The sequence below is a fragment of the Streptomyces sp. DG1A-41 genome (genome assembly GCF_037055355.1).
In the GTDB taxonomy this organism is placed as follows: domain Bacteria; phylum Actinomycetota; class Actinomycetes; order Streptomycetales; family Streptomycetaceae; genus Streptomyces.
Genome location: NZ_CP146350.1, coordinates 4,098,518 through 4,123,122, shown reverse-complemented (window position 1 = coordinate 4,123,122; position 24,605 = coordinate 4,098,518). Strand labels below are relative to the sequence as shown.

Genomic DNA, 24,605 nt, shown 5'->3' with positions numbered 1-24,605 from the left:
GCGGTCATGCCTGCTCGTACCGGCCCGCCAGCACCGCCACCGCCCGGGCGAGTGCCTGCCGCAGCCCGGGCGGCCCGAGCACCTCCGCCTCCGCTCCGAGCCGGAGGAGATCACCGACCGCCACGGCCTCCGCCTCCACGGGCAGCTCCACCTCCACCCAGCCGTCCCCGTCCGGCGCGCCGGCGCCCTCCAGGGCCCGTACACCCGCCGCCCCGTACTGCATCGGCAGCAGCCGCTGCCCGCGCGGCGAGAGCCGCACCCGCGCGACACCCTGCTGCACAGCGGCCTCCATGCGCCGGGACGACTCCTCCCAATAGGCGGCCAGGTCGAAGCCGGCCGGACGGTCGAAGGTCTCCCCGGTGTCCTCCACGGCCAGCACGCGCGACACCCGGTACGTCCGTACGGCCCCCTCCGACAGGGCGACCAGGTACCAGATGCCGCCCTTCAGGACGAGCCCCAGCGGCCGCACCTCCCGGTGCACCTCGCCGCGCCACCGCCGGTAGTGCGTCCGCAGCACCCGCTGCTCCCACACGGCCGCTGCCACCACCTCCAGGCACGGCACCGGATCGGCCTCCCGGAACCAGGCAGGCGCATCCAGGTGGAACCGCTCCTGGACCCGCCGCGCCTGCCCGGCCAGTTCCGCGGGCAGGGCGGCCTGCACCTTCAGCTGGGCACTGGCCAGCACCGCCCCCAGCCCCAGGTCTCGGGCGGGGCCGGGCATCCCGGCGAGGAACAGCGACCCGGCCTCGGCGTCGGTCAGGCCGGTCAGCCGCGTCCGGTACCCGTCGACCAGCCGGTAGCCCCCCTCGGGCCCCCGGTCCGCGCACACCGGCACACCCGCCGCGCCCAGTGCCTCGACGTCCCGGTAGACCGTCCGCACCGACACCTCCAGCTCGGAGGCGAGCTCGGGAGCGGTCATGCGTCCGCGGTTCTGGAGCAGCAGGAGCAGGGAGAGGAGCCGGTCGGCGCGCATGGAGGCCATTGTGCGGCGTCCGGCGGCGTACCTGACAGAAGGTGTCAGGTACCGGGATCAGGGTGGTCCCAGACACCTTCACGGGCCTACCGGCCCCTGACCGAAAGGACCGCCCATGCCCGGCACCCGCACCACCACCGGTCACTTTACCTTCGCCGACTGGCAGGAACGCGTGATCGGCCCGAGCGAGGACACGAACCCACGGGTCGCCCACGCCTCCGTCCGGAACACCTTCGACGGCGGCATCGAGGCGGCCGGGACGATCTGCGAGTACACCATCGTCTACGTCACCCCGAAGAGCGGCTCCTTCGCCGGCATGGAACTGCTCACCGGCCGCCTCGACGGGCGGGAGGGGAGCTTCGCCGTCGAGGAACGGGGGTGGTTCGACGAGGACGGAACCGTGCACTGCGCCTTCGAGGTGGTGGAGGGCTCCGGGAACGGGGAGCTGTCCGGGTTGAGGGGGAAGGGCGGGTTCACCGCGCGGCAGGGGGAGGCGGCTGTGGCGTACCGGTTCGAGTACGAGGTGGAGTGAGAGCGGGCGGACCGGAACATCGTGGCTCGGGGTAACGGGCTCTGTGTACAGTGGTGCCGCCTCGCGTACGGCGTCGTAGTGCGCGTGCCTCCTTAGCTCAGCTGGCCAGAGCAACGCACTTGTAATGCGTAGGTCGTCGGTTCGAATCCGACAGGGGGCTCAGCCGCCCAGGTCAGATCGCCTCTGACCTGGGCTTTTCTGCGTTCCGGACGTCGCTGAGGGCATCGGTGCTGTCCACCTGCTGGTCGATCGCCCTGGTGTCGGGAAGAGAGCGGAGGTCCAGGGGTCCGAGAGCTGGTGCGGGTACCGGCGCAGGACGGGTGCGGGCTGGGGCGAGCCGGTCCAGTCCGTCGTGGAAGAGTGCGTCCGCGGTGGTTTCGGCCAGGCGTTGGGTGGGGTGGCCAGCCAGTCCGCCGTGGTGACGCCCTGGGCCGGGTCGAAGCCGAGTTGGGATGTGAACCGGGCGGGGCCGCGGGCCTCGGCGTCCTCCGGGCGCAGGAAGAGCTGGAGGCGTGGGCCCCGCTCGTGGTCGGCCGAGCGCGGGGTGTCGTAGCCGAGGACCTCCAAGCCGCTGCCGGGGCGGGCGGCGGAGCGGGGGACGCCGGGGAGGGCCTCGTCCAGGAGGGGGCGTACGGCCTCGGTGCAGAAGCGGTGGGAAAGCTCCAGGCCGGGGAGAAACGGCGGCATGGATCAGGCGGTGTGGGCGCGCAGGCGGCGGGCGATCTCGAGTTGGTCGTCGTCCAGGGGGCGGCCGTCCTCGATGTCCCACAGGGCGTTCTGGAGGAGGCGGCCGAGGGTCCAGGCGCGGGCGCGGGGGCGGTCCAGGGCTAGGACGTCGGTCATGGCGTCGAAGCGCCAGAGGATGTCGTCGGGGTCGTAGCGGTTGTCGATGGCCGGCCACAGTTCGAAGCCGGGGTCGCCGGCGAGGGGCTTGGGGTCGATGGCGAGCCAGGGGGCGCGGTCGGAGGCGAGGACGTTCTCGTCGTGGAGGTCCCAGTGGAGGAGCCGGTCGCCCGGTTCGTCGACGACTTCGCGTACGGCGGCGGCGCAGTCGGCGACGAGGCGGCGGGCATCGGGGTCGGGGATGCGGTCGAGCGCCCAGGGGGTCTGGTCGAGCATGGCCCGGGCGATGTCGCCGAGGCGGCGCATGCCGGGCGGGGCGGGGAAGGAGGTGAGGTGGGCGAGGAGTTCGGCGATGGTGACGACGGCCTGGTGGGGGTCCGGGACGCGGGACAGCATGCGGGTCTCGTCGAGGCGTTCCAGCAGCATCGTGCCGGTGGGCTCGTCGTGGACGAGGAGACGGACCGCTCCGTCGCCGTCCCAGACGCGCAGCGCGACCGGTTCGCCCTCGCTCTCCTCGTCGAGGATCTGGAGCTTGAGGACCGCGGCGCTGCCGTCGGCGCGCAGGACCGGGAGGACCAGGGCGGACACGCCGTGCATGGGCGGTCCGTCGGGCTTCAGTTCCCAGCGGTCGAGGAAGCCGGCCGTCAGGTCCGGCAGTTGCTCGATGAAGGCGCGGCCCGCCTCGCCGTTGTACTTCTCTTGTGATGCTGCCAGTTCCCGGGGAATGTCGATCACTTTCGGCACGGTAGTGGGGTGGGGCGGGCGGGTCATGTGAATTGAGCCGGGGCCGGGGGCGGGCGGGGGTCGGGCCGGCCCGGCGTCTCGGCTTTGTCGCGGGTGCTGCGTCGTATCTGTGTGCGAGCATCTCGCCAACGCCACTGATCCAGGGGGGATTTGCGTCCTGCCCGGCGGCCCTTGCCGGGTGCTGTCGAGTGTCTCCCGCGCGGAGCGGGACTTCGGCACGGACGCCTGGTACACCTTCTCCGCCGTGAAGGCCGGGCCGTACACCGTGCCCTACGTGGACGAGGACCGGTCGGCCGGGGCGGTCCGGGTGTACGACGCCGGCGGCCGGGCCGTGTGCGAGTCCGGCACCGACCCGTGCCGGATCCGCGAGGCGGGCACCTGCACGGCGGTGCTCGGCACCAAGGTCTTCTCCCCGTCCCGCGACCGGCTGGTGGTGTTCGACCGCGCCTCCGACGCCGGGTGTGTCGCGATGAAGATCGGCCGGTGCAAGGGGAAGCTGAGCACGGTCGGGCAGTACGACTGCCTGACGTTGCCGGTGCCGAAGGGTGCCCGGAGCGCCGCGCTCACCCACCGCATTCAGGGGCGGACGCGCACGCGAACGCCGGGGCCCTCCAGCTGGTCGCCACCTCCGGGACCGCGCCCGCCGGTTTCTCCGTGAAGGTGATCGCGCACCGCACCGGGCACAAGGACGGCTCGGCGTTCAGCGCGGCGACGAAGGCGGTCGCCCGCTGAGCCGTCCCGGCCGACGCCTGCGAAGCGGAGGGGTCACGGCTCCAGGACGACCTTTCCGATCGTCCCCCGGGTCTCCAGGGCGCGGTGCGCGGCCGCGGCCTCGCGCAGGGGGAAGCGTTGTACGGCCGGGGTGAGGCCGGCGGCGGCCTCGGCCAGGGCGCGCAGTTCGAGGGCGCGTACGGGGTCGGGGCCGCCGGCCTTCTGGAGCATCACGGGTCCGAGGACCTGCTCGGAGACGCCCTCGACGAGGTAGGGCTCGCCGTCGTCGATGCCCTCGGCGGACCAGCCGAAGACGACGTGCTTGCCGCCGGGGCCGAGGAGGGCGACGGCCTCGCGGGCCACGTCGCCGCCGACGCCGTCGAAGACCACGGTCGCGGCCCGGCCGCCGAGGTGGGCCCGGACCTTCGCGGGCCAGACCGGGTCCTTGTAGTCCACGGCGAGATCGGCGCCGCCCGCCTGTACGCGGGCGACCTTCTCCGGCCCGCCCGCGAGGCCGACGACGGTGGCGCCGGCGTTCTTGGCGTACTGCACGAGGAGCGTGCCGATGCCGCCGGCCGCGGCCGGGACGACGGCCACCGAGTCGGGGCCGAGCTCGGCGAACTGGAGGATCCCCATCGTCGTACGGCCCGTGCCGATCATGGCGACGGCCTCGGCGAAGTCCAGGTTCCGCGGGATCTCGTGCAGTCGTTCGACTTCGGTGACGGCCAGTTCGGCGTAGCCGCCGGGGACGAAGCCGAGGTGGGCGACGACCCGCTTGCCGAGCCACAGGTCCGCGACGCCCTCGCCCAGCGACTCGACGACACCGGCGACCTCGCGGCCGGGGATGGTGGGCAGCGGGGTCGGCTCGGGCGCCGGTCCCTGTCCGCCCTCGCGCAGGGCGGTGTCCAGGAGGTGGACGCCCGCCGCCCGTACGGCGACACGGACCTGGCCGGGGCCCGGGCGGGGGTCCTCGACCTGCTCGTAGGTGAGGTTCTCGGCCGGGCCGAAGGCGTGCAGGCGGATTGCGTGCATCGGGGCTCCTCGCGTCGTGGTGGTCTGAGCCCAGCCTTCAACCTCAAGCTTGCTTGAGGTCAAGCTCCCGCCGGCCGAGCGCCAACGACACCGCCGTCGGGGCGCTGTCGAAGGAGACCTCCGCCGGCACGCCCGGGGCCGCGACCTGGCCGTCGGTCCGTCACCTCGCAGGTGAGGGGCTGTTGTCAGAGGTGTGGTGCAGCATGGGCCCATGGCGAGGAGTGCGGCGGGCGGTATGGGTGCGGGCGGTACGCGGGTGAAGGCCGCGCGGCGAGCGGAGGTCCGGCTGCCGGTGCTGGAGCCGTTCACGGGCGGCGAGCTGGAGCCGGACGGGGACTACGACGGGCTGGAGTTCCGGGAGGCGGATTTCGCGGGGCAGGACGGGTCGGGGGCCCGCTTCATGGACTGCGCCCTGACGGAGTGCGCGCTGGACGAGGTCCGGCTGCGGCACGCCTCCGTCCTGGACTCGTCCCTCACGGAGGTGCGGGGCGTCGGCACCAACCTCGCCGAGGCGACGCTGCGCGACGTCGAGCTGATCGACGCCCGCCTCGGCGGGACGCAGATGCACGCGGCGGTGCTGGAGCGGGTGCTGATCCGCGGCGGCAAGATCGACTATCTGAATCTGCGCATGGCCCGGCTCAGAGACGTCGTCTTCGAGGGCTGCGTCCTCGTCGAGCCGGACTTCGGGGGTGCCCGCCTGGAGCGCGTGGAGTTCGTGGACTGCGCGCTGAAGGGCGCCGACCTCCACGCGGCGACCCTCAAGGACGTCGACCTGCGCGGGGCCGCGTCCCTGGAGATCAGCCGGGGGCTGGACCGGCTGGCCGGAGCGGTGATCAGTACGAGCCAGCTGCTGGACCTGGCACCGGTGCTGGCCATGCAGTGGGGGATCAGGGTGGAGGACTGATCACCCGCTCAACTCCCGTACCAGCCCCCGGCTCCCGCCTCTTCCGGACAGTCGTAGGACTGGTGCAGTGCGATGAGGGCGTTGATCAGCCGCGGGTCCACGTCGTGGCGCAGCAGTCGGTAGTCCTCGGCCACCGCGCGGAAGACGAGATGGGCGCGGCGCGAGGCGTCGCGCCAGATGATGCGTCGTGGCGGCCGGAAACCGTCATCGGCCTCCGCCAGGAGGACCCAGACCAGGAGCAGCAGACAGACGGGCAGCCCCAGGGGCCACCACAGCGCCCACCACACCAGACGGCCCTGGTACCCCTGGAGGGCGGGGCCGGCGACCGGCTCGACGGTCCAGCGCTTGCGGCCCCAGCGGAAGGCGCGGCGGCGCCGCAGAGTGATCCGCCCGAGCGGCGCACCGTAGGGATCCAGCACGTGGTACACCGCCGGGCGCCCGCTCAGCCGGGAACCCAGGGCCTGTTCCGTGACCACGCGGGCGACCGGCGACCCGTCCTCGGCGCGCAGATCGAAGGCCCGCAGCGAGCGGAGCCGGTCAGCAGCGGGACTGCCGGGGTCACGGCACAGCCGGACGGAGGTGCCCTGCCCCGGTCCGTCGCCGACGACGGCCGGTGGGTGCACCTTGTAGTTCAGCCCGTAGGTCACACGCCCCTGCGTCACGCTCCCGCCCTCCCCGTGTCAGGTACTGATCACGGGCGATGGTGTCACCGCGGTCGCCGGCGCCCTCAGCAGACCCTGGGAAAGCGGGCCTGGAGCGTCCAGATCGCCGGGTTCTCGGCGAGGTCCTCGTGCAGGTCGGTGAGGTCGGCCAGGAGGTCGTGCAGGAAGTCGCGGGCCTCGCGGCGCAGTTCGGTGTGGGAGAAGGTCAGGGGAGCCTCCTTTGCCGGCATCCAGTCGGCCTCGATGTCCACCCACCCGAAGCGGCGTTCGAAGAGCATCCGGTCGGTCGACTCGGTGAAGTCCAGCTCCGCCCGCTGCGGCCGGGACGCCCGGGAACCCGCCGGGTCCCGGTCGATCCGCTCCACGATGTCGCACAGCGCCCACGCGAAGTCGAGCACCGGCACCCATCCCCAGGCTGTGGACAGCTCCCGGTCCTGCTCGGTGTCCGCCAGGTAGACGTCACCGCAGAACAGGTCGTGCCGCAGGGCATGGACGTCCGCACGGCGGTAGTCGGTCTGCGGCGGGTCGGGAAAGCGGTTGGAGAGGGCGTAGCCGATGTCGAGCACGGATGTGATGGTGTCACGCGCCCCTAGGATCGCGACCGTGGCCCGATCTGTACCTCTTGCCCCCGCCCTGCTCGTCTGCGCTCTCGTCGTCACCGCGTGCGGCGGCGGAGTCCACGGCACCCCGGGCGGCTCCGGCGTACGCGACCCGTACTTCCCGAAGGCCGGCAACGGCGGCTACGACGTCACCCACTACGGCCTGCGCCTCGACTACGCCCCGGACGCACACCACCTCACCGGCACGGCCACCCTCACCGCCCGGGCCACCAAGCCCCTCTCCGCCTTCAACCTCGACCTGCTCGGCCTGGAGGTCGGGAAGGTCACCGTCGACGGCGAGACCGCCCGCTGGAACCGTGCCGGGCAGGAGCTCACCGTCCGGCCGCGCGAGGACCTCGACCGGGACGAGACGTTCCGCGTGACGGTCCGCTACTCAGGTGCGCCCGAGACCGTCACCGACCCGGACGGCTCCCGGGAGGGCTGGCTGCGCACGACGGACGGGGCGCTCGCGCTCGGCGAGCCGGCGGGGTCGATGACGTGGTTCCCCGGCAACCACCATCCCTCCGACAAGGCGGCGTACGACCTCACGGTGACCGTGCCCCGGGGGCTGCGGGCCGTGTCCAACGGGGAGTTGCGCGGCGAGACGACCACGCGCGGCCGGACGACCTCCACCTGGCGCACCGCCGAGCCGATGGCGAGCTACCTCGCCACACTCGCGATCGGCGACTTCGACATCAGCCGCTCCACCACCCGGGACGGCCTGCCCGTGTACACGGCCGTCGACCCGGCGGAGAAGGAGGGGAGCCGCGCGGTGCTCGCGCGCATCCCCGAGGTCCTGCGCTGGGCGGAGCGGCGATTCGGCCCGTATCCCTTCTCCTCCACCGGCGCGATCGTCGACCGCGCGGCCGACATCGGCTACGCCCTGGAGACCCAGAGCCGCCCCGTCTTCCCCGGCGCCCCCGACATCACCCTCCTCGTCCACGAGCTCGCCCACCAGTGGTACGGCGACTCCGTGACGCCGGAGAGCTGGCGGGACATGTGGCTCAACGAGGGCTTCGCGACGTACGCGGAGTGGCTGTGGGAGGAGGACCACGGCGGCGAGACGGCGCAGGAGACCTTCGACGAGCTGTACGACCACGGGGAGAAGACCTACAAGGACCTCTGGTCCTTCCCGCCCGCGAGACCCGCGGACGCCGCGCGCATCTCCGGAGCCCCCGTCTACCAGCGCGGCGCCATGGTCCTCCACAAGGTCCGTCAGGCCGTCGGTGACGAGGTGTTCGGCGACATCCTCCGGGGCTGGGCGGCGGCCCATCGCCACGGGACCGCGGACACGGCCGACTTCACGGCGTACGTCGAGAAGCAGGCGCCCGGGAAGGACTTCGACGGGATCTGGGAGGACTGGCTGTACGGGGAGGGGAAACCGGAGCGGCCCTGAGGGCGCGCTAGGACGCGGTGAGTTCCTTGCGGAGCACCGCACACGGGCGCCTCATCCGCCGGTCCTCGCGATGGTCGATGACCCCGTAGCCCAGGGCGGTCCAGAAGGCCAGGGCCTTCGGGTTGTCGTCGAGGACGGCGAGGCGCACGGCGGTGCGGTCCGCTGCGCGGAAGCGGTCCTCCACGAGGGTGGCCAGGCGGCGGCCGTGGCCCTGGCCGTGCAGGCTCGCGTCCACCAGCAGAAGGCCGATCCAGGGGTCCGGGTCGGTGGGGTCGGGGTGATGGGCGAGGGTGATCGCGATCCCGGTCAGGTGGCCGAAACTGCGGGCGAGCAGGACCTCGGTGCCGGGCCGGCTCCATTCCTCCGACAGGGCGTGTGCCACCTGCTCCGGGCCGATGTCGTGACGGTCGGGGAAGTCGCCGGTGAGGGTGTGGAAGGCGTGGTTGGAGGCGTAGAGGGCTGTGAGCTCGGCGAGGAGGGGTTCGGGGAGGGGCTGGCCGGGGGGTGGTGGGAGCAGCGGGTCGAGGATCACGTCGGGAACGTATCGCGGGCGGGGTGAGGACGGGGAAGCCCCCGGGCCGGTCGACCGGCCCGGGGGCTCCTGCCACACCTGAGGGCGTCCGTCAGACGTTCACGCCGAAGTCCTGGGCGATGCCGACCAGGCCCGAGGCGTAGCCCTGGCCGACCGCGCGGAACTTCCACTCCGCGCCGTTGCGGTACAGCTCGCCGAAGACCATGGCCGTCTCCGTGGCCGCGTCCTCCGACAGGTCGTAGCGGGCGATCTCGGCGCCGCCGGCCTGGTTGACGATGCGGATGTAGGCGTTGCGCACCTGGCCGAAGTTCTGCGAGCGGTTCTCGGCGTCGTAGATCGAGACCGGGAAGACGATCTTGTCGATGTCGGCCGGGAGGGCGGCGAGGTTGACGTTGATCGCCTCGTCGTCGCCGGCGCCCTCACCCGTGCGGTTGTCACCGGTGTGGACGATCGAGTTGTCCGGGGTCTGCTTGTTGTTGAAGAACACGAAGTGGGCGTCCGAGTAGACCTTGCCCTGCGTGTTGACCGCGATCGCGGACGCGTCGAGGTCGAAGTCCGTGCCGGTGGTGGTGCGGACGTCCCAGCCGAGGCCCACGGTGACAGCGGTCAGGCCCGGAGCCTCCTTGGTGAGCGAGACGTTGCCACCCTTGGACAGGCTTACAGCCATTGTTGGGAGTCCCTTCCCTCGTTTACGTACGGCAAAAGCTACAGCTACCCCTCTGAACGTCGAGGGACGTACGCGAGGTTCCAGGTCCCTTTACTTTCTTTACCCCCGATATTCGGATGACGTGGACCGGACAGGAGCGGGAACATGGACGGCATGTCCGGTCCCCACGTCATCCGCGGCTCCGTCTCCCTGCCCGAGGCCGAGCTCATGTGGCGTTTCTCGCGGTCCTCGGGACCGGGCGGGCAGCACGTCAACACCAGTGACTCGAAGGTCGAGCTCAGCTTCGACCTGGCGAGGACCGAGGCGCTGCCCGAGGTGTGGAAGCAGCGGGCGCTGGAGCGGCTGGCCGGGCGCCTGGTCGACGGAGTCGTCACCGTACGGTCCTCCGAGCACCGCTCCCAGTGGCGCAACCGCGAGGCCGCCGCCGTGCGCCTCGCCGCGCTCCTGGCCGAGGCCACCGCACCCCCGCCCAAGCCCCGCAAGCCGACCCGGATCCCCCGGGGGATCAACGAGCGGCGGCTGCGTGAGAAGAAGCAGCGCTCGGACACCAAGCGGGGCCGCTCCGCACGGAACTGGAGCTAGTCCAGGTCCAGGACCCCGACGGTCTGGCCTCCGCTGATCTCCCCGTTCGGGCGGAAGCCGAGCCCCAGGTAGAAGCCCTTGGGGCCGTCGGGGCCGGGATGCCAGGTGACGTAGAACTGCTTGGCGCCGCGCCGGCGCAGCTCGTCGGCGAGGGACTCGACGGCGAAGCGGCCGTACCCCTTGCCCTGCTCCCCGGCCGCGATGTTCAGCCGCCACAGGCCCGAGCGCAGCACGCTGCCGTCCTCGTACCAGTCGGTGTCGAGGAAGGCCATGAGGAAGCCGACCGGGCGGTCGCCGTCGACGATCAGGCGGGGCCAGGCGACGCCGGGATGCACATACGCCTCGGCGAGGGACTTCACGACCGGGGCGACCGCGTGTTCCTGGTCGGGGCGGACGCGGATGCCGAGCGCGGCGTCGAGGTTCCCAGCGGTGATCTCTTCGAGGCGAGGGGCCATCGTTGTCATGCGCGCACCCTAGGCGCGCCCGTCAGACCCGGGCCACCGGGTTTCCGCCTCACCCCAAGTGCCGGTACCGCCCGCGGAAGTACGTCAGCGGCCCGCCGTCCGCGCTCGGGACGCGGGCCGTCAGGACGCGGCCGATGACCAGGGTGTGGTCTCCGGCCGGTACCCGCTGCTCGGTGCGGCACTCCAGGACGGCCAGGGCACCGCCGACCAGGGGCGCGTCGGTGTACTCGCCGCGCGTGTACGGGATGTCCGCGAAGAGCAGGCGGTCGCTGACGCGGCCCTTCATGGCGAAGCGGCCCGCGATGTGCCGCTGGCTCTCGGAGAGGACCGAGACCGCCCACAGGGGCTGCTCCTCGAGCAGCTCGTCCATGCGGGAGCCCTCGCGCAGGCTCACCAGCACCAGGGGCGGGTCGAGGGACACCGACATGAAGGCCGTGGCCGTCATGCCCACGTCCTCGCTGTCCGGCGCCGAGGGGTCGTCCGGGTCGAGCGGTGGCTCCTGCGCGGTCACCAGGACCACGCCCGAGGCCAGCCGGGACATGGCGGCGCGGAACTCGTCGTTGCTCACCCCCTCAGCATGCCCGGAGGCGTGCGGCGGAATGATCGGGGACGTGGCGGTGGGAGTGTTCGGCACATCTGAAACGCTAATCTCCGTCCCCGGCGCCCCGCATCGGGCTCCCGCCCGATCACGGTCTTAGGACTCGCGACGGACTCCCGGAAAAGTTGTGCGCAACGCGACAAAGTCCGCGTTCGGTAGACGCACGTGAAGAACGCAGAAACTCCACTCAATTGTTCAGGTTTTCCTGTGACTTGAGTCACAAGGGGCAGGAATTGTTGACCCTGTGTACCGAGTGGGCAGCGCGCTGTGATTCAGTGGCTGGGAAGCTGCCAGGACGATACGCCGAAGAGAACCCTTGATTCGCTGCGAGGTCTCGGGGGGAGGGCGAGCATGGAGACCGAGTCGGAGCCCTACGTCCGCCTTGCGTCCCTGCGACAACTGCACCAGGTCATGGCCGACATGAACACGGCCCGCAGCCTGGCGGACACCCTGCAGACCGTCGCGGAGGGCGTGGTCGCCGCCCTCGGCTATGAGCTGGCGTGCGTGAACCTCGTACGGCCCGACGGCGACCTCGTCGTCGCCGCCTTCGCCGGGAACTCGGCCGCCGAGGCCCTCATCACCGGCCGCGTCGGCTCGCGCGAGTCCTGGGACCGCCGCCTCGCCATGGGCGAGCACTGGGGCGACCTGGTGTTCATACCGCACACCGAGGGCTGGGTCCTCGACGACGACGACGTCCCGCAGTGGTACACCGACGGCCCCGCCCCCCGCTTCGAGGACGAGTGGCACCCGGCCGACCGGCTCTTCGCGCCGATGTACGCGCCCGGCCCGCAGGGCAGCGCGGCCTGCGGCGAGCTGATCGGCGTGCTGTCCGTGGACCGGCCGCGCAACGGACGCCGCCCGGGCGCCTGGGGCCGCGAGGCGCTCCAGATGTACGCCTTCCAGGCCGCCATCGCGATCAGCAACGCCCGGCTGCGCGCCAACATGCAGCGGGCGCTCGTCCGGCTGGAGCGCGAGCAGCAGGCGCTGCGGGCCAGTGAGGAAAGCTTCAGGCAGGCCTTCGAGTACGCCCCGTCCGGCATGGCCATCGCCGAGATGGGCGGCGACCAGCACGGCCGGATCCTGCGCACGAACGACGCCCTGTGCCGGCTGCTGGGCCGCCCCGCCTCCGCGATGCGCCGCTACTCGTTCTCCGACCTGGTCCACCCCGAGGACATAGGCACGCTCCTGCGCACCTCCGCCGAGGGCGGCCGCGCCGAGCTCCGCCTCGGCCGCCGGGACGGCACCTACGTCTGGGTCAGCCTGCGCAACAGCGTGGTCGCGGACGCCGCCGACGGCCCGCGCTTCCTCCTCACCCACGTCGAGGACATCGAGGAGCGCAAGCGCCGCGAGCTCCAGCTCGCCCACCGCGCCTCCCACGACTCGCTCACGGGCCTGCCGAATTCGGCGGAGCTGCGCTCCCGTCTGTCCGCCCGGCTGTGCCAGCGGGCCACGACCCCGCACGCCGCCGCCGTCGAGTCCCTCGACGCGGCCTACGGCCACCCCGCCTTCGACGTGGTCGGGCCCGGCTTCGACTACCGGCAGGGCGTCGAGCCCTACGACGCCTACGACCACCATGTGCACACCGTCGCGCCGGACGGCGACCACGACGACGGCACCAAGGGCCTCGCCGTCCTCTTCTGCGACCTCGACGGCTTCAAGTCGATCAACGACCGGTTCGGGCACAACGCGGGTGACGCGGTTCTCATCGAGGTCGCCCGCCGGCTGAGCGACGGCGTCCGCGACGGCGACACCGTCGCCCGGCTCGGTGGTGACGAATTCGTCATCCTCGCGGACGGTCTCGGCCGCGCCGACGCCCAGGACCTCGCGGTCCGCCTGCGCAACGAGATCATCCAGCCCATCCGCGCCGAGGGGCGGGCGGTCCGGGTCGGCGCCAGCTTCGGCATCGGATGGGCACACTGTGGAATGACGGCGGACGAAGTGTTGAAATCCGCTGACGAGCGGATGTACGTCGAGAAACGATCTCGTCCCAAACAACACAGACGCGCCGGGTGAACCCCAGGCCGGCGAGTTGATGCGGTCTGAGTCACCCGTTTGGGTCACTGGGAGCGGGTAGGCTCGCCTCTCACGACTCGTACCGCACCTGTTTAGGAGACCAAGGGATGACGCCCGGCAACAACGGCGCGAGCACGCCCGAGGACGACGACCCGTTCGGCTATCTCTACGCCGACGGGCAGGCCAACGGGGCCCAGCCGCCGTCCGGGGGCTACGGCTATCCGAACTCGGTCAACCGGGTGCGGGCGGTCGGCACACGCCAGTACGGCCAGCAGTCGCAGAGCGCGCAGACGGCGCCCTATGGGCAGGTCCCGCAGCAGCAGGGCGGCTACGGCCAGCCGAACGCGCACTACGCGGCACCGGAGACGCTGCCCGGCCGTGCCCCCACCGCCCAGCAGCAGATGCCGGGCGGAGGTGGCGGTGGCCGGGGCGGCCGCGGCCCGAACACCAAGGGCCTGCTGATCGGCGCGATCGCGGTGGTCGCGGCGGTCGTCATCGGCATCGGCGTGGCCATGCTGGGCGGCGATAAGGACCAGAGCAACACCGACGACCAGGCGGGCACGACCCCGACCCAGTCCCAGAACGCGAAGCCGAGCCCGTCGCCCAGCAAGGGCGACGAGAGCAACGTCGACCTGCCGAAGATCGACGCCAAGGCACTGCGCCTCGGCGGGGGCGCGACCCTCGCCCAGGACGTCAAGGGCGCACAGTCCGACGGCGGCATCTACGTGGGGAACCTCAACCAGGTCGGCTCCTCGGTCACCTGGACGGTCAACGGAATCCCCAAGGACGGCGCGTACACCGTGTTTGCCCGCTACAGCACGGTCGACGAGGACCAGGAGATGACGCTCACGGTCAACGGCAAGCCGTTCGGCAGCAAGCTGAACATGGGCAACTTCACGCACACCTCGGACGGCGACTTCGCCAAGGGCTGGACGAAGACCTACGCCTGGCCGACCCTCAACAAGGGCACCAACACGATCACGGTCTCCTGCCAGGACGGCGACAAGTGCAACGTCCTGCTGGACCAGCTGTGGCTGAAGGCGGGCCAGGTCAAGGATTAGGACGGTCCTGATCTAGGCCGCACTGATCTCCCCCGTCACCACCACCCTCCCCAGCAGCTCCTCGTACACCCCCAGGTCGAACTCCCCGGCCACCGGCGCCTGCACCGTCGCCGCCGAGAGGGCCACCGCCCGGATCAGACGATCCGGCCAGGGAAGGTGCTCGATCAGCCCCGACAGCAGGCCCGCGACCGCCGAGTCGCCCGCGCCCGTCGGGTTGCCTCGTGCAGAGGTCGGTGGGGTGGCTCGCCAGCGGCCGTCTCGGGTGGCGGCGAGGAGGCCCTCGGGGCCCAGGGAGGCGACGACCGCGCCCGCGCCCCGGCGGCGGGCGTCCTGGGTCGCGCGCAGGGGTTCGTGGGAGCCGGTGAGTTCCGCCAGTTCGTCGGCGTTCGGCTTGATGATGTCCGGGCGGGCCGCCACGCCCCGGCGCAGGGCTTCGCCGCTCGTGTCCAGGAGGACCGGGACACCGGCGGCACGGGCGGTACGGACCAGGCCGGCGTACGCCCCCACCGGCACGCCCGGCGGCAGGCTGCCGCACAGCGCCACCGCAGAGGCGGACGGCAGCAGATCCTCGTAGGCCTCCTGGAAGGCCGACCATTCGGGGGGCGTGACCATCGGGCCCGGTTCGTTGAGTTGCGTCGTGTCGCCGGTCTGCTCGTCGACCACGGCGATCGTGCGGCGGGTCGCGCCCGAGACCGGGACCAGCGCGTCCACCACGCCCGGCACGGCCGCGAGCCGCTCCTGCACGACCCGTCCCGTGGCACCGCCCGTGAAACCGGTCACCGTCGCCTCGTGCCCGAGCGCCGCGAGCACCCGGGCGACGTTGACGCCCTTGCCGCCGGGGCGTTCCGTCACCTCGGAGACGCGGTGGGAGGCGTGCGGCCTCAGGGACCGTACGCGGTAGGTGATGTCGAGAGCGGTGTTCAGCGTGACCGTGAGGATCACCTGGGCCGACCTCCCCCGAGAATGCGCTTGCTGCCGTGAACTTCCGGAAGCCCGATCATGCCAAAGAGACGGCGCCCGGCCCAGTCCCGGAGTCGTCCACCGTCTCTCGACTGCGGGACGGATCAGTGCAGTTGTGGACCGACCACCCATTCGCCCCGGCGCATCACGCCCTTGAGGTCGTAGTCCGCGTCCAGGAGCACCAGATCCGCGTCCTTGCCGGGTTCCAGGGAGCCGATCCGGTCGTCCATGCCGAGGAGGCGGGCCGGAGTGGCCGAGAGGGCCGTCACCGCGTCCTCGACGGACAGCCCGTCGACCGTGACCGCCCGCTTGAAGGCGCGGTCCAGGGTGAGGGTCGAGCCGGCGATCGTGCCGTCCGTCAGCAGGCGGGCCACGCCGTCGGCGACCTCTACTTCCAGCGGGCCGAGCCAGTAGCGGCCGTCGCCAAAACCGGCCGCGTCCATCGCGTCCGTGATGAACGCCACCCGGTCCGCGCCCGCGCGGTGGAACGCCAGCCGGAGTGCGGCGGGGTGCAGGTGCGTGCCGTCGTTGATCAGCTCGACCGTGATCCGGTCGTCCTCCAGGAGCGCGGCGATCGGGCCGGGCGAGCGGTGGCCGAGCGGCGGCATCGCGTTGAAGAGGTGCGTGGCGACCGTCGCGCCCGCCTCGATCGCCTCGACCGTCTGCTCGTACGTCGCGTCGGTGTGGCCGATCGCCGCGATCACACCGTGTTCGGCCAGCAGGCGAACGGAGTCGATGCCGCCGGGCAGCTCGGTGGCCAGCGTGACCATCTTCGCCCGGCCCCGGGCCGCGTCGATCAGCTTGCGGACCTCCGCCGGGTCCGGGTCGCGCAGCAGTCCCTCGGAGTGCGCGCCCTTGCGGCAGGGGGAGATGAACGGTCCCTCGAAGTGGATGCCGGCGATCTCGCCCTGCTCGGCCAGTTCGCTCAGCAGGCCCGCGCGCTGGGTGAGGAAGTCCATGTCGCCGGTGACGGTCGAGGCGACCAGGGTGGTCGTGCCGTGCAGGCGGTGGGTGTGGATGCCGCGCAGTACGTCTTCGACCGACCCGGACGTGAAGGAGGCTCCGCCTCCGCCGTGGTTGTGGATGTCGACGAAGCCGGGGAGTACGTAGTGGCCGGTTACGTCGATGACCTGGGCGTTTTCGGGTGCCACTCCTGTGATGCGGGTGCCGTCGACGGTCAGTCGGCCGTTTTCGACGGTTCCTGTGGGGAGGACGACGGTTGCGCCGGTCAGGACCGTGGGGTGTCCGGCCGTTGCGGGGTGCGCGTGCGCCGTGGCTGGTCGCGCAGTTCCCCGCGCCCCTGGGTGGGCTGCCATCAGGGCGTTACCTCCATACGGTCGGTCGATGCCAGAAGATCCCAGGCCAGCAGGCCCGCCCCCAGGCAACCGGCGCTGTCCCCCAGCGCCGCGGGGACGATCGACGGCTGTTTCTGGAAGGTGATGCGGCTGCGGATCGCTTCCCGCAGGGGTGTGAACAGGGTTTCCCCCGCCTCCGCCAACCCGCCACCGATGATCAGGATCCGTGGGTCCAGCAGGGTGAGGGCCGTGACCAGGCCGTCGGCCAGTGCGTCCACCGCCTCCTGCCAGACCGCCCGGGCCCTCGGGTCGCCCGACTCGACGGCCTTCGCGCAGTCCGCCGCGTCCGCGCCCGGCTCGCCGGAGGCCGTCGCCCAGGCCTCGCTCACGGCCGCCGCCGACGCGAAGCGCTCCAGGCAGCCGCGCTGCCCGCAGGGGCACTCGGACCCACCGGGGCGTACGACGATGTGGCCGATCTCGCCCGCGAAGCCGTGCGCGCCCGCCTCGACCCGGCCGTCGACCCCGACGGCGCCCGCGATACCGGTGCCCAGGGCCACGAACAGGAACCGGTCGGCGCCCCGGCCCGCGCCGACCCGGCCCTCGGCGAGGCCGCCGGTGCGCACGTCGTGGCCGAGGGCGACCGGGACGCCCAGCCGCTGCGCCAGCAGGTCGCGCAGGGGGACGTCGCGCCAGCCGAGGTTCGCCGCGTAGGCGGCGATGCCCCGCGCCTCGTCGACGATGCCGGGGACGGCCACGCCGGCGGCCGACGCGGGCGTGCCGAAGTGTTCGGCGCCGTACGCGCGCAGCTCGGCGGCGAAGTCGAGGATGCCCGCGACGACGGCGTCCGGGCCGTGCTCGCGTCCGGTGGGCCGGCGGGCCCGGTGCAGCACCTCGCCCTCGGGCCCGGTCAGGGCGCCCTTCATTCCGGTGCCGCCCACGTCGAGGGCGATGACATGTCTCACGAGACCAGTGTGACCCGGGGACCCACAAGAGGTCTAGTCCACTTACGTGGTGTAGACCTTGTTCCGAATATCGAAAACTTTCGTTGGCGGTGACGCCAGGGTTGGGGAAGAACAGCGGTGCAGCGGCGGCGGATGGCAGGAACGATCGCGGTGGTGTCCGCGCTGGGCATGACGGCGGTCCTCGGCGGCTGCGGAGTGACGGGCGGCTCCGCCGACGTGACGCTGAAGCTTGTCGCCGCCGACTACGGCGACAGTGCGGCCAACAGCTCCCGGAAGTACTGGGACAAGCTCGTCGAGGAGTACGAGGCCCACAACCCGGGCGTGAAGATCGACGTCAGCGTCTACTCATGGAACGACGTCGACCGCAAGGTCAGGGAGATGGTCGCCGCCGGTGACCCGCCGGACATGGCGCAGATCGGCGCGTACGCCGACTACGCGGCGCAGAACCAGCTCTACAAGGCCGACGACCTGCTCTCCATACCCGTGCAGGCCGACTTCGTCGGGCAGCTGGCCTCCGCGGGACAGGTCAAGGGCGTGCAGTACGGCATGCCGTTCGCCTCCTCCACCCGCGTGCTCTTCTACAACAAGACGCTCTTCGCCAAGGCGGGCATCACCCCGCCCGAAACCTGGGACGACCTGGCCGCGGACGCCGGAAAACTCAAGGCCGAGGGCGTGAAGTACCCCTACGCGCTGCCCCTCGGCCCGGAGGAGGCCCAGGCCGAGACCATGCAGTGGATGCTCAGCGGCGGGGGCGGCTACACCGACACCGTCGGCAGCTACGGCATCGACTCCCCGGAGAACATCGACACCTTCTCCTGGCTGAAGAACGAACTGGTCGGCAAGGACCTGACCGGGCCGGTCGCGCCCGGCGAGCTCAACCGGGCCGCCGCGTTCTCCGCCTTCGCCAAGGGCGAGGTCGGCATGCTCAACGGCCACCCCTCCCTGATGAAGATCGCCGCCAAGCACGGCGTCGAGTACGGCATGGTCCCGACGCCGGGCAAGGAGGGGACGAGCAAGTCCACGCTCGGTGTCGCCGACTGGATGACGGCCTTCCGGAAGAACGGCCACCGCGACCAGGTCGGCGACTTCCTCGACTTCGTCTACAGCGAGAAGAACGTGCTGGCCTTCTCCCGCGAGTACGACCTGCTGCCGGTCACCAGCTCCGCGTCCGCGACCATGGCCGCCTCCGGCCGGGACCGGCACCTCAAGCCGTTCCTGGAGGAGCTGCTGACCTCCGAGCTCTACCCGGTCGGCAAGACCTCCTGGGCCGACGTCAGCGCCCAGGTCAAGAAGCAGATCGGCAAGGCCGTCGCCCCCTCCGGCAGTCCCTCGGGAGTCCTTGGCCACCTCCAGGCGGTGGCGACCAGGGCGGAGAGCGCGGAGTAGTTCCGCTGTCGGTGGCGGGCGTTACGGTGCCTGACATGGACGAGGACACGGGTGACGAGCGGCTCGGGCGCAGGGAGCGGGACGTCCTCGCGCTCGAACGCCGCGGTTTTTCCGGGCCCGGGGCGAAGGAACGGGCCATACGGGAGGAGCTGGGCCTCGCCCCCGTGCGCTACTACCAGCTCCTCAACGCCCTGCTGGACGACCCCCGGGCCCTGGCCCACGACCCGGTGACGGTGAACCGGCTGCGGCGGATAAGGGAGACACGCCGGGCCGAACGCTGACTGCTCTCAGGCCAGTCGGCCTGCCAGTGCGCTCAGCAGGCGTACGACGCCCTCCGGGCCGTCCACCACCACGTCAGCCCGCTCCCTCAGCTCGGTCACCTCGTCGCTGCCGCTGCACACCAGCAGGCCCGGGGTGCCGTCCGAGCGGAGCTTGTCGACGGCCGCGTAGGCGGGCAGGTCGCCCAGGTCGTCGCCGGCGAAGAGGACGGCCCCGGCGCCGATCTCGCGGGCGAATGCGGCGAGGGCGGCGCCCTTGTCCATGCCGGGCGGGCGGAGTTCGAGGACCATACGGCCGGGCTCCACGATCAGGCCGTGGCGTTCGGCCAGGCCCGAGAGCGGCTCGCGCAGGGAGTCCAGCGTGGCCTGCGGGTCGACGGCCCGGCGGGTGTGCACGGCCACCGACCGGCCCTTGTCCTCGATCCAGGTCCCCTGCGACGCGCCGAACCGCTCGAGGAGCTCGGGCAGCTCGGCGCGGACGGCGGCGACGCCGGGATGCGGCTCGGGGGCGCTGACCTCGCCGGTGCGGGCGTCCCAGCGCTCGGCGCCGTAGTGGCCGAGGACCACGAGGTGCTCCAGGCCCGGGACGTCCGCGAAGCCGCCGTTGCGCACGGCGACCTCGGCCGGCCGCCCGGTGATCACCGCCACGGCGGCCACTTTCGGGGCGAGGGCGGCCAGCGCGGGTACGGCTTCCGGGTGGGCCCGGGCCCGCTCGGGGTCGGCCACGATCGGCGCGAGCGTCCCGTCGAAGTCGAGGCCGATCAGGGCCCTGCCGGGGCGGGCGAGGAGGGCGTCGAGGCCGTCCTGGCCCGCCTTCGTGGTGGGAGTGGGCAACGGCTGCGACGCCGGCGTCGTGCTGCTCATCCGCCGCTCAGCCCCTCAACGCCTCGAGCTGGTCCAGGAACCACCGCGCCGGCGGCAGCGCGGTCGCCGCCGCGGCCAGCCGCTTGCTGCGCTCGGCGCGTTCCTCCGGGGGCATCGACAGCGCCTCGTGCAGGGCCGCCGCCGTCGCCGTCACGTCGTACGGGTTGACCACGATCGCGTCCTCGCCCAGCTCCTCGAACGCCCCGGCCTCCCGCGACAGCACCAGCGCGCAGCCCGTGTCGGAGACGACCGGCACCTCCTTGGCGACGAGGTTCATGCCGTCCCGGATGGGGTTGACGAGTGCCACGTCGGCCAGCCGGTACGCGGCCAGGGAGCGGGCGAAGTCGTCCTTGAGGTTGAGTACGACCGGGGTCCACCCCGGCGTCCCGTACTCGGCGTTGATCTCCTCCGAGACCCGCTGCACCTCGGCCGTGTACTCCCGGTACACCGCGAGGTCCTGCCGCGACGGATAGGCGAAGGCCACGTGCACCACGCGCTCGCGCCACTCGGCGTGCGTCTCGAGGAGCCGGCGGTAGGCCAGCAGGCCGCGCACGATGTTCTTCGACAGCTCGGTGCGGTCGACCCGGACGATGGTGCGGCGGCCCTCGCCGATCTCATCCCGGAGCGCGACGATCCGTTCCTCGACGTCCGCCTCGTGCGACCGCTGCCGCAGGAAGTCCGCGTCGGCCCCCAGCCCGTGCACGCCGATCCGCGTGCCCCCGAGCCCGCCGGCGAACCGCTCGGCGCACGCGGTGAACGCGTCCGCCCAGCGCTGCGTGAGGAAGCCCAGCCGGTCCGCGCCCAGCATGCCGCGCAGCACCTGCCCGGCCACGTCGTCCGGCAGCATCCGGAAGTACTCGGACGGCGCCCACGGCGTGTGCGAGAAGTGGCCGATCCTGAGGTCCGGCCGCAGCTCGCGGAGCATGCCAGGCACCAGCGTCAGGTGGTAGTCCTGCACCACCACCGCCGCGCCCTGCGCCGCCTCCTCGGCCAGCGCCTCGGCGAACGCCCGGTTGTACGTCTCGTACGACGCCCACTGCCGCCGGAACTCCGCGTCGAAGACCGGCTCCAGCGGCGTCTGGTAGAGCATGTGGTGCACGAACCACAGCACCGAGTTCGCGATGCCGTTGTACGCGTCCGCGTGCACGTCGGCGGGGATGTCCAGCATCCGCACGCCGTCCTCGCCGACGCCCCGCCGGACCGCCTCGCGGTCGCCGTCGGACAGCGCCGAGCACACCCACAGCGCGTCCGCGTCCGAGCCGATCGCGGACAACCCCGAGACCAGCCCGCCGCCGCCCCGCTTGGCGTGCAGCGAACCGTCCTCGCCCACCGTGTAGGAGACCGGGCCGCGGTTGGAGGCCACCAGTACCTGTGCAGCACCGTACGTTGAAGCCATACGCCTCAACTTAGCCCAGCCCGGAAACGCTCAAACGTACGGACCTGCCCCACCCGGCCGAAAACGACCCCGGTCAGGCCGCCCTCCGGGCCTGGTACTCGGCGATCTCCACCATCGGCGGACGCTCCTCGGTGTCCACGGAGTAAGTGCGCGGCTCGAAGCCGTCCCCGCCCCGTTCGAACTGTGTCAGGGACGGCCGGATCAGATGCCCGCGGGCCAGCCGCAGCTGGGCCGTGCGGTAGATCGCGGCGGCCATCCGGCCCAGCGCCTGCCCGTCCTGGTGCCGGTGCTTGCGCACGCCGATGTCCACCTGGGCGAGGGCGTCCAGGCCCACCAGGTGCAGGGCGTCGACCAGCATGCCCAGCTCGACGCCGTACCCGACGGGGAACGGCAGCTGCTCCAGCAGCGAGCGGCGGGCCGCGTACTCGCCGCCGAGCGGCTGCACGAAGCCGGCCAGCTGGGGCCAGTGCATGTTGAGCAGCGGGCGGGCCATCAGCTCCGTGACCCGGCCCCCCTGCCCGGTGGCGCCGCCGAGAGGACGGTCGTACATGCCCTTGACCAGGTCGATGTCCGGGTCGGTGAGCAGCGGGCCCACGATCCCGGAGACGAAATCGGACGAGAAGTCCCTCAGGTCCGCGTCGATGAAGCAGACGATGTCCCCGCTGGTGACGAGGAGGGATCGCCACAGCACCTCGCCCTTGCCGGGCGCGGCCGGGACGCGCGGGAGGATCTCGTCGCGGTGCACCACCGTCGCGCCCGCGGCGGCGGCCACCTCCGACGTTCGGTCGGTCGACCCCGAGTCGACGACGACCAGCTCGTCGACGAGCGGCACCTGCCGCATCAGATCGTGGCGGATGACGGCGGCGATGTCGCCGACCGTCTCCTCCTCATTGAGCGCGGGCAGCACGACACTGACCGTCCGGCCCGTGCGCTGCTTGGCGGCGAGGATCTGGTGAAGCGGACGATCGGTCACGGACCAGGACCGGGTGCTCAGCCAGCGCTCGACTTCTTCCAGCACCGTGGCGGCTCCTCTGCGTACTCTCGGCGGGACGGACTGTGAGCCATCTCGCGGTTCGGACGACTATCTCAACTGTCCTGGTCGTCGGTTACAGTCTTGAACAACGCGGATGACCATCGCATGTCCGGGGTCGTCCGTCGTTTACAACCGAATACAGCTCATCCAGAGGGGCAGAGGGATACGGCCCGATGAAGCCCCGGCAACCCTCCAGCCGATACTCGTAGGTCACTGTCGACCGCTCCGCGAGGCTCCCGGCTCGGGAAGGTGCCAAATCCGTCTCACGGCGAGATGCGTCGTGAGGAAGATGAGGAGAAAGGGCCTCGCCTCACATGGCTGTGCAGACTGTTGCAAGCACCACTGACTCCACCGTAGACCTCGGCCCCGCCGCCGCCCTGAGCTGTCGCGAGTGCGGTCACCGCGTACCCCTCGGCCCGGTCTTCGCGTGCGAGGAGTGTTTCGGCCCGCTGGAGATCGCGTACGACTTCTCGGCCTACGACACCGAAGAGCTCCGCAAGCGCATCGAGGCGGGCCCCGCGAACATCTGGCGCTACGCCCCCCTGCTGCCGGTCCCGGCCGACGTGGCGGACAAGCCGAACATCAACCCCGGCTGGACCAAGCTCGTCAAGGCCGACAACCTCGCGCGTGAGCTGGGTGTCGACGCCGGCAAGCTCTTCGTCAAGGACGACTCCGGCAACCCGACGCACTCCTTCAAGGACCGTGTCGTCGCCCAGGCCCTCGAGGCCGCCCGCGCCTTCGGCTTCACCACGCTCTCCTGTTCCTCCACCGGCAACCTCGCCGGCGCCGTGGGCGCCGCGGCGGCCCGCGCCGGCTTCCGCTCCTGCGTGTTCATCCCGCACGACCTGGAGCAGGGCAAGGTCGTCATGGCCGCGGTCTACGGCGGAGAGCTCGTCGGCATCCAGGGCAACTACGACGACGTGAACCGCTTCTGCTCCGAGCTGATCGGCGACCCGGCCGGCGAGGGCTGGGGCTTCGTCAACGTCAACCTGCGGCCGTACTACGCCGAGGGCTCCAAGACCCTGGCGTACGAGATCTGCGAGCAGCTCGGCTGGCGGCTGCCGGACCAGATCGTGGTGCCCATCGCCTCCGGCTCCCAGCTCACGAAGATCGACAAGGGCCTTCAGGAGCTGATCAAGCTCGGGCTGGTCGAGGACAAGCCGTACAAGATCTTCGGCGCGCAGGCCGAGGGCTGCTCGCCGGTGTCGACCGCCTACAAGGCCGGCCACGACGTCGTCCGCCCCCAGAAGCCGGACACCATCGCCAAGTCCCTCGCCATCGGCAACCCGGCGGACGGCCCCTACGTGCTCGACATCGCGCGCCGCACGGGCGGTGCGGTGGAGGACGTGAACGACGAGCAGGTCGTCGAGGCGATCAAGCTCCTCGCCCGGACCGAGGGCATCTTCGCGGAGACCGCCGGTGGGGTGACCGTGGGCGTGGCGAAGAAGCTGATCGAGAACGGGGTTCTCGACCCGTCGTTGACGACCGTCGTCCTGAACACGGGGGATGGTCTGAAGACGCTGGATGCGGTGGCTGGGACCGGGCTTACTGCGACCATTCGTCCCAACCTGGAGTCGTTCCGTGAGGCGGGGCTCGTCTAGAGCGTCGTTCTTGCTGCGGGCCGGTGGGGGCTGGTCGCGCAGTCCCCCGCGCCCCAAGGTGCGCCAACCAGCCGTAGCTGCAGTCGAAACCGGAGGTCCTACCCGATGAGCGTCACCGTTCGCATCCCCACCATCCTGCGCACCTACACCGGCGGCCAGGCCGAGGTCGCCGCCGAGGGGGCGACCCTCGGCGAGGTCATCGCCGATCTGGAGAAGAACCACACCGGGATCGCCGCCCGGGTGCTGGACGACCAGGGCAAGCTGCGCCGGTTCGTCAACGTGTACGTCAACGACGACGACGTGCGGTTCGAGCAGGGGCTGGAGACGGCGACGCCGGACGGTGCCGGGGTGTCGATCATCCCGGCCGTCGCGGGCGGCTGAACCGGTCGACCGGCTTGATTATTACCTTCGGTAACGGCGGTCACCGAGAGTTCATCGAATTGCCCCCTCCGTGAGAGAAGCGGAGGGGGCAATTCTGTGTGATTGAGCGCGGTACAGTTGGGGAACACGGCGCCGA

Annotated in this window: 26 protein-coding genes, 1 tRNA gene, 1 pseudogene and 1 riboswitch; of the genes and pseudogenes, 12 read left to right on the top strand and 16 right to left on the bottom strand. The window is 71.7% G+C overall.

What is annotated here, in order from left to right; all coding sequences use genetic code 11:
• Window positions 1–4 precede the first annotated feature (4 nt).
• A complete protein-coding gene (locus V8690_RS19050) occupies window positions 5–973 on the bottom strand; it encodes a WYL domain-containing protein (protein WP_338780448.1) in 969 nt (322 codons plus the stop codon).
• 115 nt (window positions 974–1,088) lie between these two features.
• Here V8690_RS19050 and V8690_RS19045 point away from each other — a divergent pair, with 115 nt between their 5' ends.
• Both V8690_RS19045 and V8690_RS19040 read left to right on the top strand, forming a co-directional pair.
• On the top strand, window positions 1,089–1,505 hold the full coding sequence (locus V8690_RS19045; RefSeq protein WP_338780446.1) for a DUF3224 domain-containing protein: 417 nt from the start codon (window positions 1,089–1,091) through the stop codon (window positions 1,503–1,505).
• Between the two features lie 86 nt (window positions 1,506–1,591).
• A tRNA-Thr gene (locus V8690_RS19040) sits at window positions 1,592–1,665 on the top strand.
• A 320-nt stretch (window positions 1,666–1,985) separates the two neighbouring features.
• On the opposite strand, the pseudogene V8690_RS19035 reads toward V8690_RS19040, so the two are convergent.
• Window positions 1,986–2,192: pseudogene (locus V8690_RS19035) on the bottom strand (hypothetical protein); the annotation flags it as partial.
• A 3-nt stretch (window positions 2,193–2,195) separates the two neighbouring features.
• On the bottom strand, window positions 2,196–3,083 hold the full coding sequence (locus tag V8690_RS19030) for an aminoglycoside phosphotransferase family protein (RefSeq protein WP_338780444.1): 888 nt from the start codon (window positions 3,081–3,083) through the stop codon (window positions 2,196–2,198).
• 187 nt (window positions 3,084–3,270) lie between these two features.
• On the opposite strand from V8690_RS19030, the gene V8690_RS19025 reads away from it, so the two are divergent.
• Window positions 3,271–3,750, top strand: coding sequence for a hypothetical protein (locus V8690_RS19025; RefSeq protein WP_338780443.1), 480 nt, complete (start codon window positions 3,271–3,273; stop codon window positions 3,748–3,750).
• A gap of 107 nt (window positions 3,751–3,857) precedes the next feature.
• On the opposite strand, the gene V8690_RS19020 is transcribed toward V8690_RS19025, so the two are convergent.
• Complete coding sequence (locus V8690_RS19020) at window positions 3,858–4,835, bottom strand: zinc-binding dehydrogenase (RefSeq protein WP_338780441.1); 978 nt, start codon at window positions 4,833–4,835, stop codon at window positions 3,858–3,860.
• 211 nt (window positions 4,836–5,046) lie between these two features.
• On the opposite strand from V8690_RS19020, the gene V8690_RS19015 reads away from it, so the two are divergent.
• Window positions 5,047–5,739: a pentapeptide repeat-containing protein gene (locus V8690_RS19015; protein ID WP_338780439.1), complete on the top strand. Its 693-nt coding sequence runs from the start codon at window positions 5,047–5,049 to the stop codon at window positions 5,737–5,739.
• Between the two features lie 8 nt (window positions 5,740–5,747).
• Here V8690_RS19015 and V8690_RS19010 read toward each other — a convergent pair whose 3' ends face one another.
• Both V8690_RS19010 and V8690_RS19005 read right to left on the bottom strand, forming a co-directional pair.
• The gene (locus tag V8690_RS19010) at window positions 5,748–6,401 is read right to left on the bottom strand and encodes a hypothetical protein (RefSeq protein WP_338780437.1); all 654 of its coding nucleotides are present in this window, start codon (window positions 6,399–6,401) and stop codon (window positions 5,748–5,750) included.
• Between the two features lie 65 nt (window positions 6,402–6,466).
• Window positions 6,467–6,967 (bottom strand): hypothetical protein, encoded by a 501-nt coding sequence (locus tag V8690_RS19005; protein WP_338780435.1) that lies wholly within the window; start codon window positions 6,965–6,967, stop codon window positions 6,467–6,469.
• On the opposite strand from V8690_RS19005, the gene V8690_RS19000 reads away from it, so the two are divergent.
• A complete protein-coding gene (locus V8690_RS19000) occupies window positions 6,957–8,396 on the top strand; it encodes a M1 family metallopeptidase (protein WP_338780433.1) in 1,440 nt (479 codons plus the stop codon). The genes V8690_RS19005 and V8690_RS19000 overlap by 11 nt on opposite strands.
• Before the next feature lie 7 nt (window positions 8,397–8,403).
• Here V8690_RS19000 and V8690_RS18995 read toward each other — a convergent pair whose 3' ends face one another.
• The gene (locus tag V8690_RS18995) at window positions 8,404–8,928 is read right to left on the bottom strand and encodes a GNAT family N-acetyltransferase (RefSeq protein ID WP_338780431.1); all 525 of its coding nucleotides are present in this window, start codon (window positions 8,926–8,928) and stop codon (window positions 8,404–8,406) included.
• 91 nt (window positions 8,929–9,019) lie between these two features.
• Window positions 9,020–9,595: a TerD family protein gene (locus V8690_RS18990; RefSeq protein WP_010035999.1), complete on the bottom strand. Its 576-nt coding sequence runs from the start codon at window positions 9,593–9,595 to the stop codon at window positions 9,020–9,022.
• Between the two features lie 144 nt (window positions 9,596–9,739).
• Here V8690_RS18990 and arfB point away from each other — a divergent pair, with 144 nt between their 5' ends.
• Window positions 9,740–10,177: an alternative ribosome rescue aminoacyl-tRNA hydrolase ArfB gene (gene arfB / locus V8690_RS18985; RefSeq protein ID WP_338780427.1), complete on the top strand. Its 438-nt coding sequence runs from the start codon at window positions 9,740–9,742 to the stop codon at window positions 10,175–10,177.
• On the opposite strand, the gene V8690_RS18980 is transcribed toward arfB, so the two are convergent.
• Together V8690_RS18980 and V8690_RS18975 are read right to left on the bottom strand one after the other, a co-directional pair.
• Window positions 10,174–10,641, bottom strand: a complete 468-nt coding sequence (locus V8690_RS18980; protein WP_338780425.1) for a GNAT family N-acetyltransferase — start codon at window positions 10,639–10,641, stop codon at window positions 10,174–10,176. The two genes, arfB and V8690_RS18980, sit on opposite strands and share 4 nt — an antisense overlap.
• Window positions 10,642–10,690: 49 nt before the next feature.
• Entirely contained in the window at window positions 10,691–11,275 is a 585-nt protein-coding gene (locus tag V8690_RS18975) for a flavin reductase family protein (RefSeq protein ID WP_338780423.1), read from the bottom strand.
• Between the two features lie 315 nt (window positions 11,276–11,590).
• On the opposite strand from V8690_RS18975, the gene cdgB reads away from it, so the two are divergent.
• Entirely contained in the window at window positions 11,591–13,252 is a 1,662-nt protein-coding gene (cdgB, locus tag V8690_RS18970; RefSeq protein WP_338780421.1) for a diguanylate cyclase CdgB, read from the top strand.
• Window positions 13,253–13,359: 107 nt separating this feature from the next.
• A complete protein-coding gene (locus tag V8690_RS18965) occupies window positions 13,360–14,313 on the top strand; it encodes a carbohydrate-binding protein (RefSeq protein ID WP_338780420.1) in 954 nt (317 codons plus the stop codon).
• Between the two features lie 12 nt (window positions 14,314–14,325).
• On the opposite strand, the gene V8690_RS18960 is transcribed toward V8690_RS18965, so the two are convergent.
• The 3 genes from V8690_RS18960 to V8690_RS18950 all read right to left on the bottom strand — a co-directional run bounded on the left by V8690_RS18960 (window position 14,326) and on the right by V8690_RS18950 (window position 17,530).
• Window positions 14,326–15,255, bottom strand: a complete 930-nt coding sequence (locus V8690_RS18960; RefSeq protein ID WP_338780419.1) for a 1-phosphofructokinase family hexose kinase — start codon at window positions 15,253–15,255, stop codon at window positions 14,326–14,328.
• A 122-nt stretch (window positions 15,256–15,377) separates the two neighbouring features.
• The gene (gene nagA / locus V8690_RS18955; RefSeq protein WP_338780417.1) at window positions 15,378–16,589 is read right to left on the bottom strand and encodes an N-acetylglucosamine-6-phosphate deacetylase; all 1,212 of its coding nucleotides are present in this window, start codon (window positions 16,587–16,589) and stop codon (window positions 15,378–15,380) included.
• Entirely contained in the window at window positions 16,589–17,530 is a 942-nt protein-coding gene (locus V8690_RS18950) for an ROK family protein (protein ID WP_338780416.1), read from the bottom strand. Before V8690_RS18950 ends, nagA begins: the two co-directional genes overlap by 1 nt.
• A 132-nt stretch (window positions 17,531–17,662) precedes the next feature.
• Here V8690_RS18950 and V8690_RS18945 point away from each other — a divergent pair, with 132 nt between their 5' ends.
• Together V8690_RS18945 and V8690_RS18940 are read left to right on the top strand one after the other, a co-directional pair.
• The gene (locus V8690_RS18945) at window positions 17,663–18,916 is read left to right on the top strand and encodes an extracellular solute-binding protein (protein WP_338780415.1); all 1,254 of its coding nucleotides are present in this window, start codon (window positions 17,663–17,665) and stop codon (window positions 18,914–18,916) included.
• Between the two features lie 35 nt (window positions 18,917–18,951).
• Window positions 18,952–19,197 (top strand): DUF3263 domain-containing protein, encoded by a 246-nt coding sequence (locus V8690_RS18940; RefSeq protein WP_338780413.1) that lies wholly within the window; start codon window positions 18,952–18,954, stop codon window positions 19,195–19,197.
• Between the two features lie 6 nt (window positions 19,198–19,203).
• Here the strand turns inward: V8690_RS18940 and otsB are convergent, their stop codons facing one another.
• From otsB to V8690_RS18925, 3 genes are all read right to left on the bottom strand, one after another.
• Window positions 19,204–20,058 carry a trehalose-phosphatase gene (gene otsB / locus V8690_RS18935; protein WP_338780412.1) on the bottom strand — a complete coding sequence of 285 codons (855 nt, stop codon included), beginning with the start codon at window positions 20,056–20,058 and terminating at the stop codon, window positions 19,204–19,206.
• 7 nt (window positions 20,059–20,065) lie between these two features.
• Window positions 20,066–21,454, bottom strand: a complete 1,389-nt coding sequence (locus tag V8690_RS18930; protein ID WP_338780410.1) for a trehalose-6-phosphate synthase — start codon at window positions 21,452–21,454, stop codon at window positions 20,066–20,068.
• A gap of 73 nt (window positions 21,455–21,527) precedes the next feature.
• Window positions 21,528–22,472, bottom strand: a complete 945-nt coding sequence (locus V8690_RS18925) for a glucosyl-3-phosphoglycerate synthase (RefSeq protein ID WP_338780408.1) — start codon at window positions 22,470–22,472, stop codon at window positions 21,528–21,530.
• A gap of 155 nt (window positions 22,473–22,627) precedes the next feature.
• Window positions 22,628–22,783: riboswitch (SAM riboswitch) on the top strand.
• A gap of 18 nt (window positions 22,784–22,801) precedes the next feature.
• On the opposite strand from V8690_RS18925, the gene thrC reads away from it, so the two are divergent.
• Window positions 22,802–24,088 (top strand): threonine synthase, encoded by a 1,287-nt coding sequence (thrC, locus tag V8690_RS18920; RefSeq protein WP_338780406.1) that lies wholly within the window; start codon window positions 22,802–22,804, stop codon window positions 24,086–24,088.
• A gap of 105 nt (window positions 24,089–24,193) precedes the next feature.
• A complete protein-coding gene (locus V8690_RS18915) occupies window positions 24,194–24,469 on the top strand; it encodes a ubiquitin-like small modifier protein 1 (protein WP_010035955.1) in 276 nt (91 codons plus the stop codon).
• Window positions 24,470–24,605: the final 136 nt, after the last annotated feature.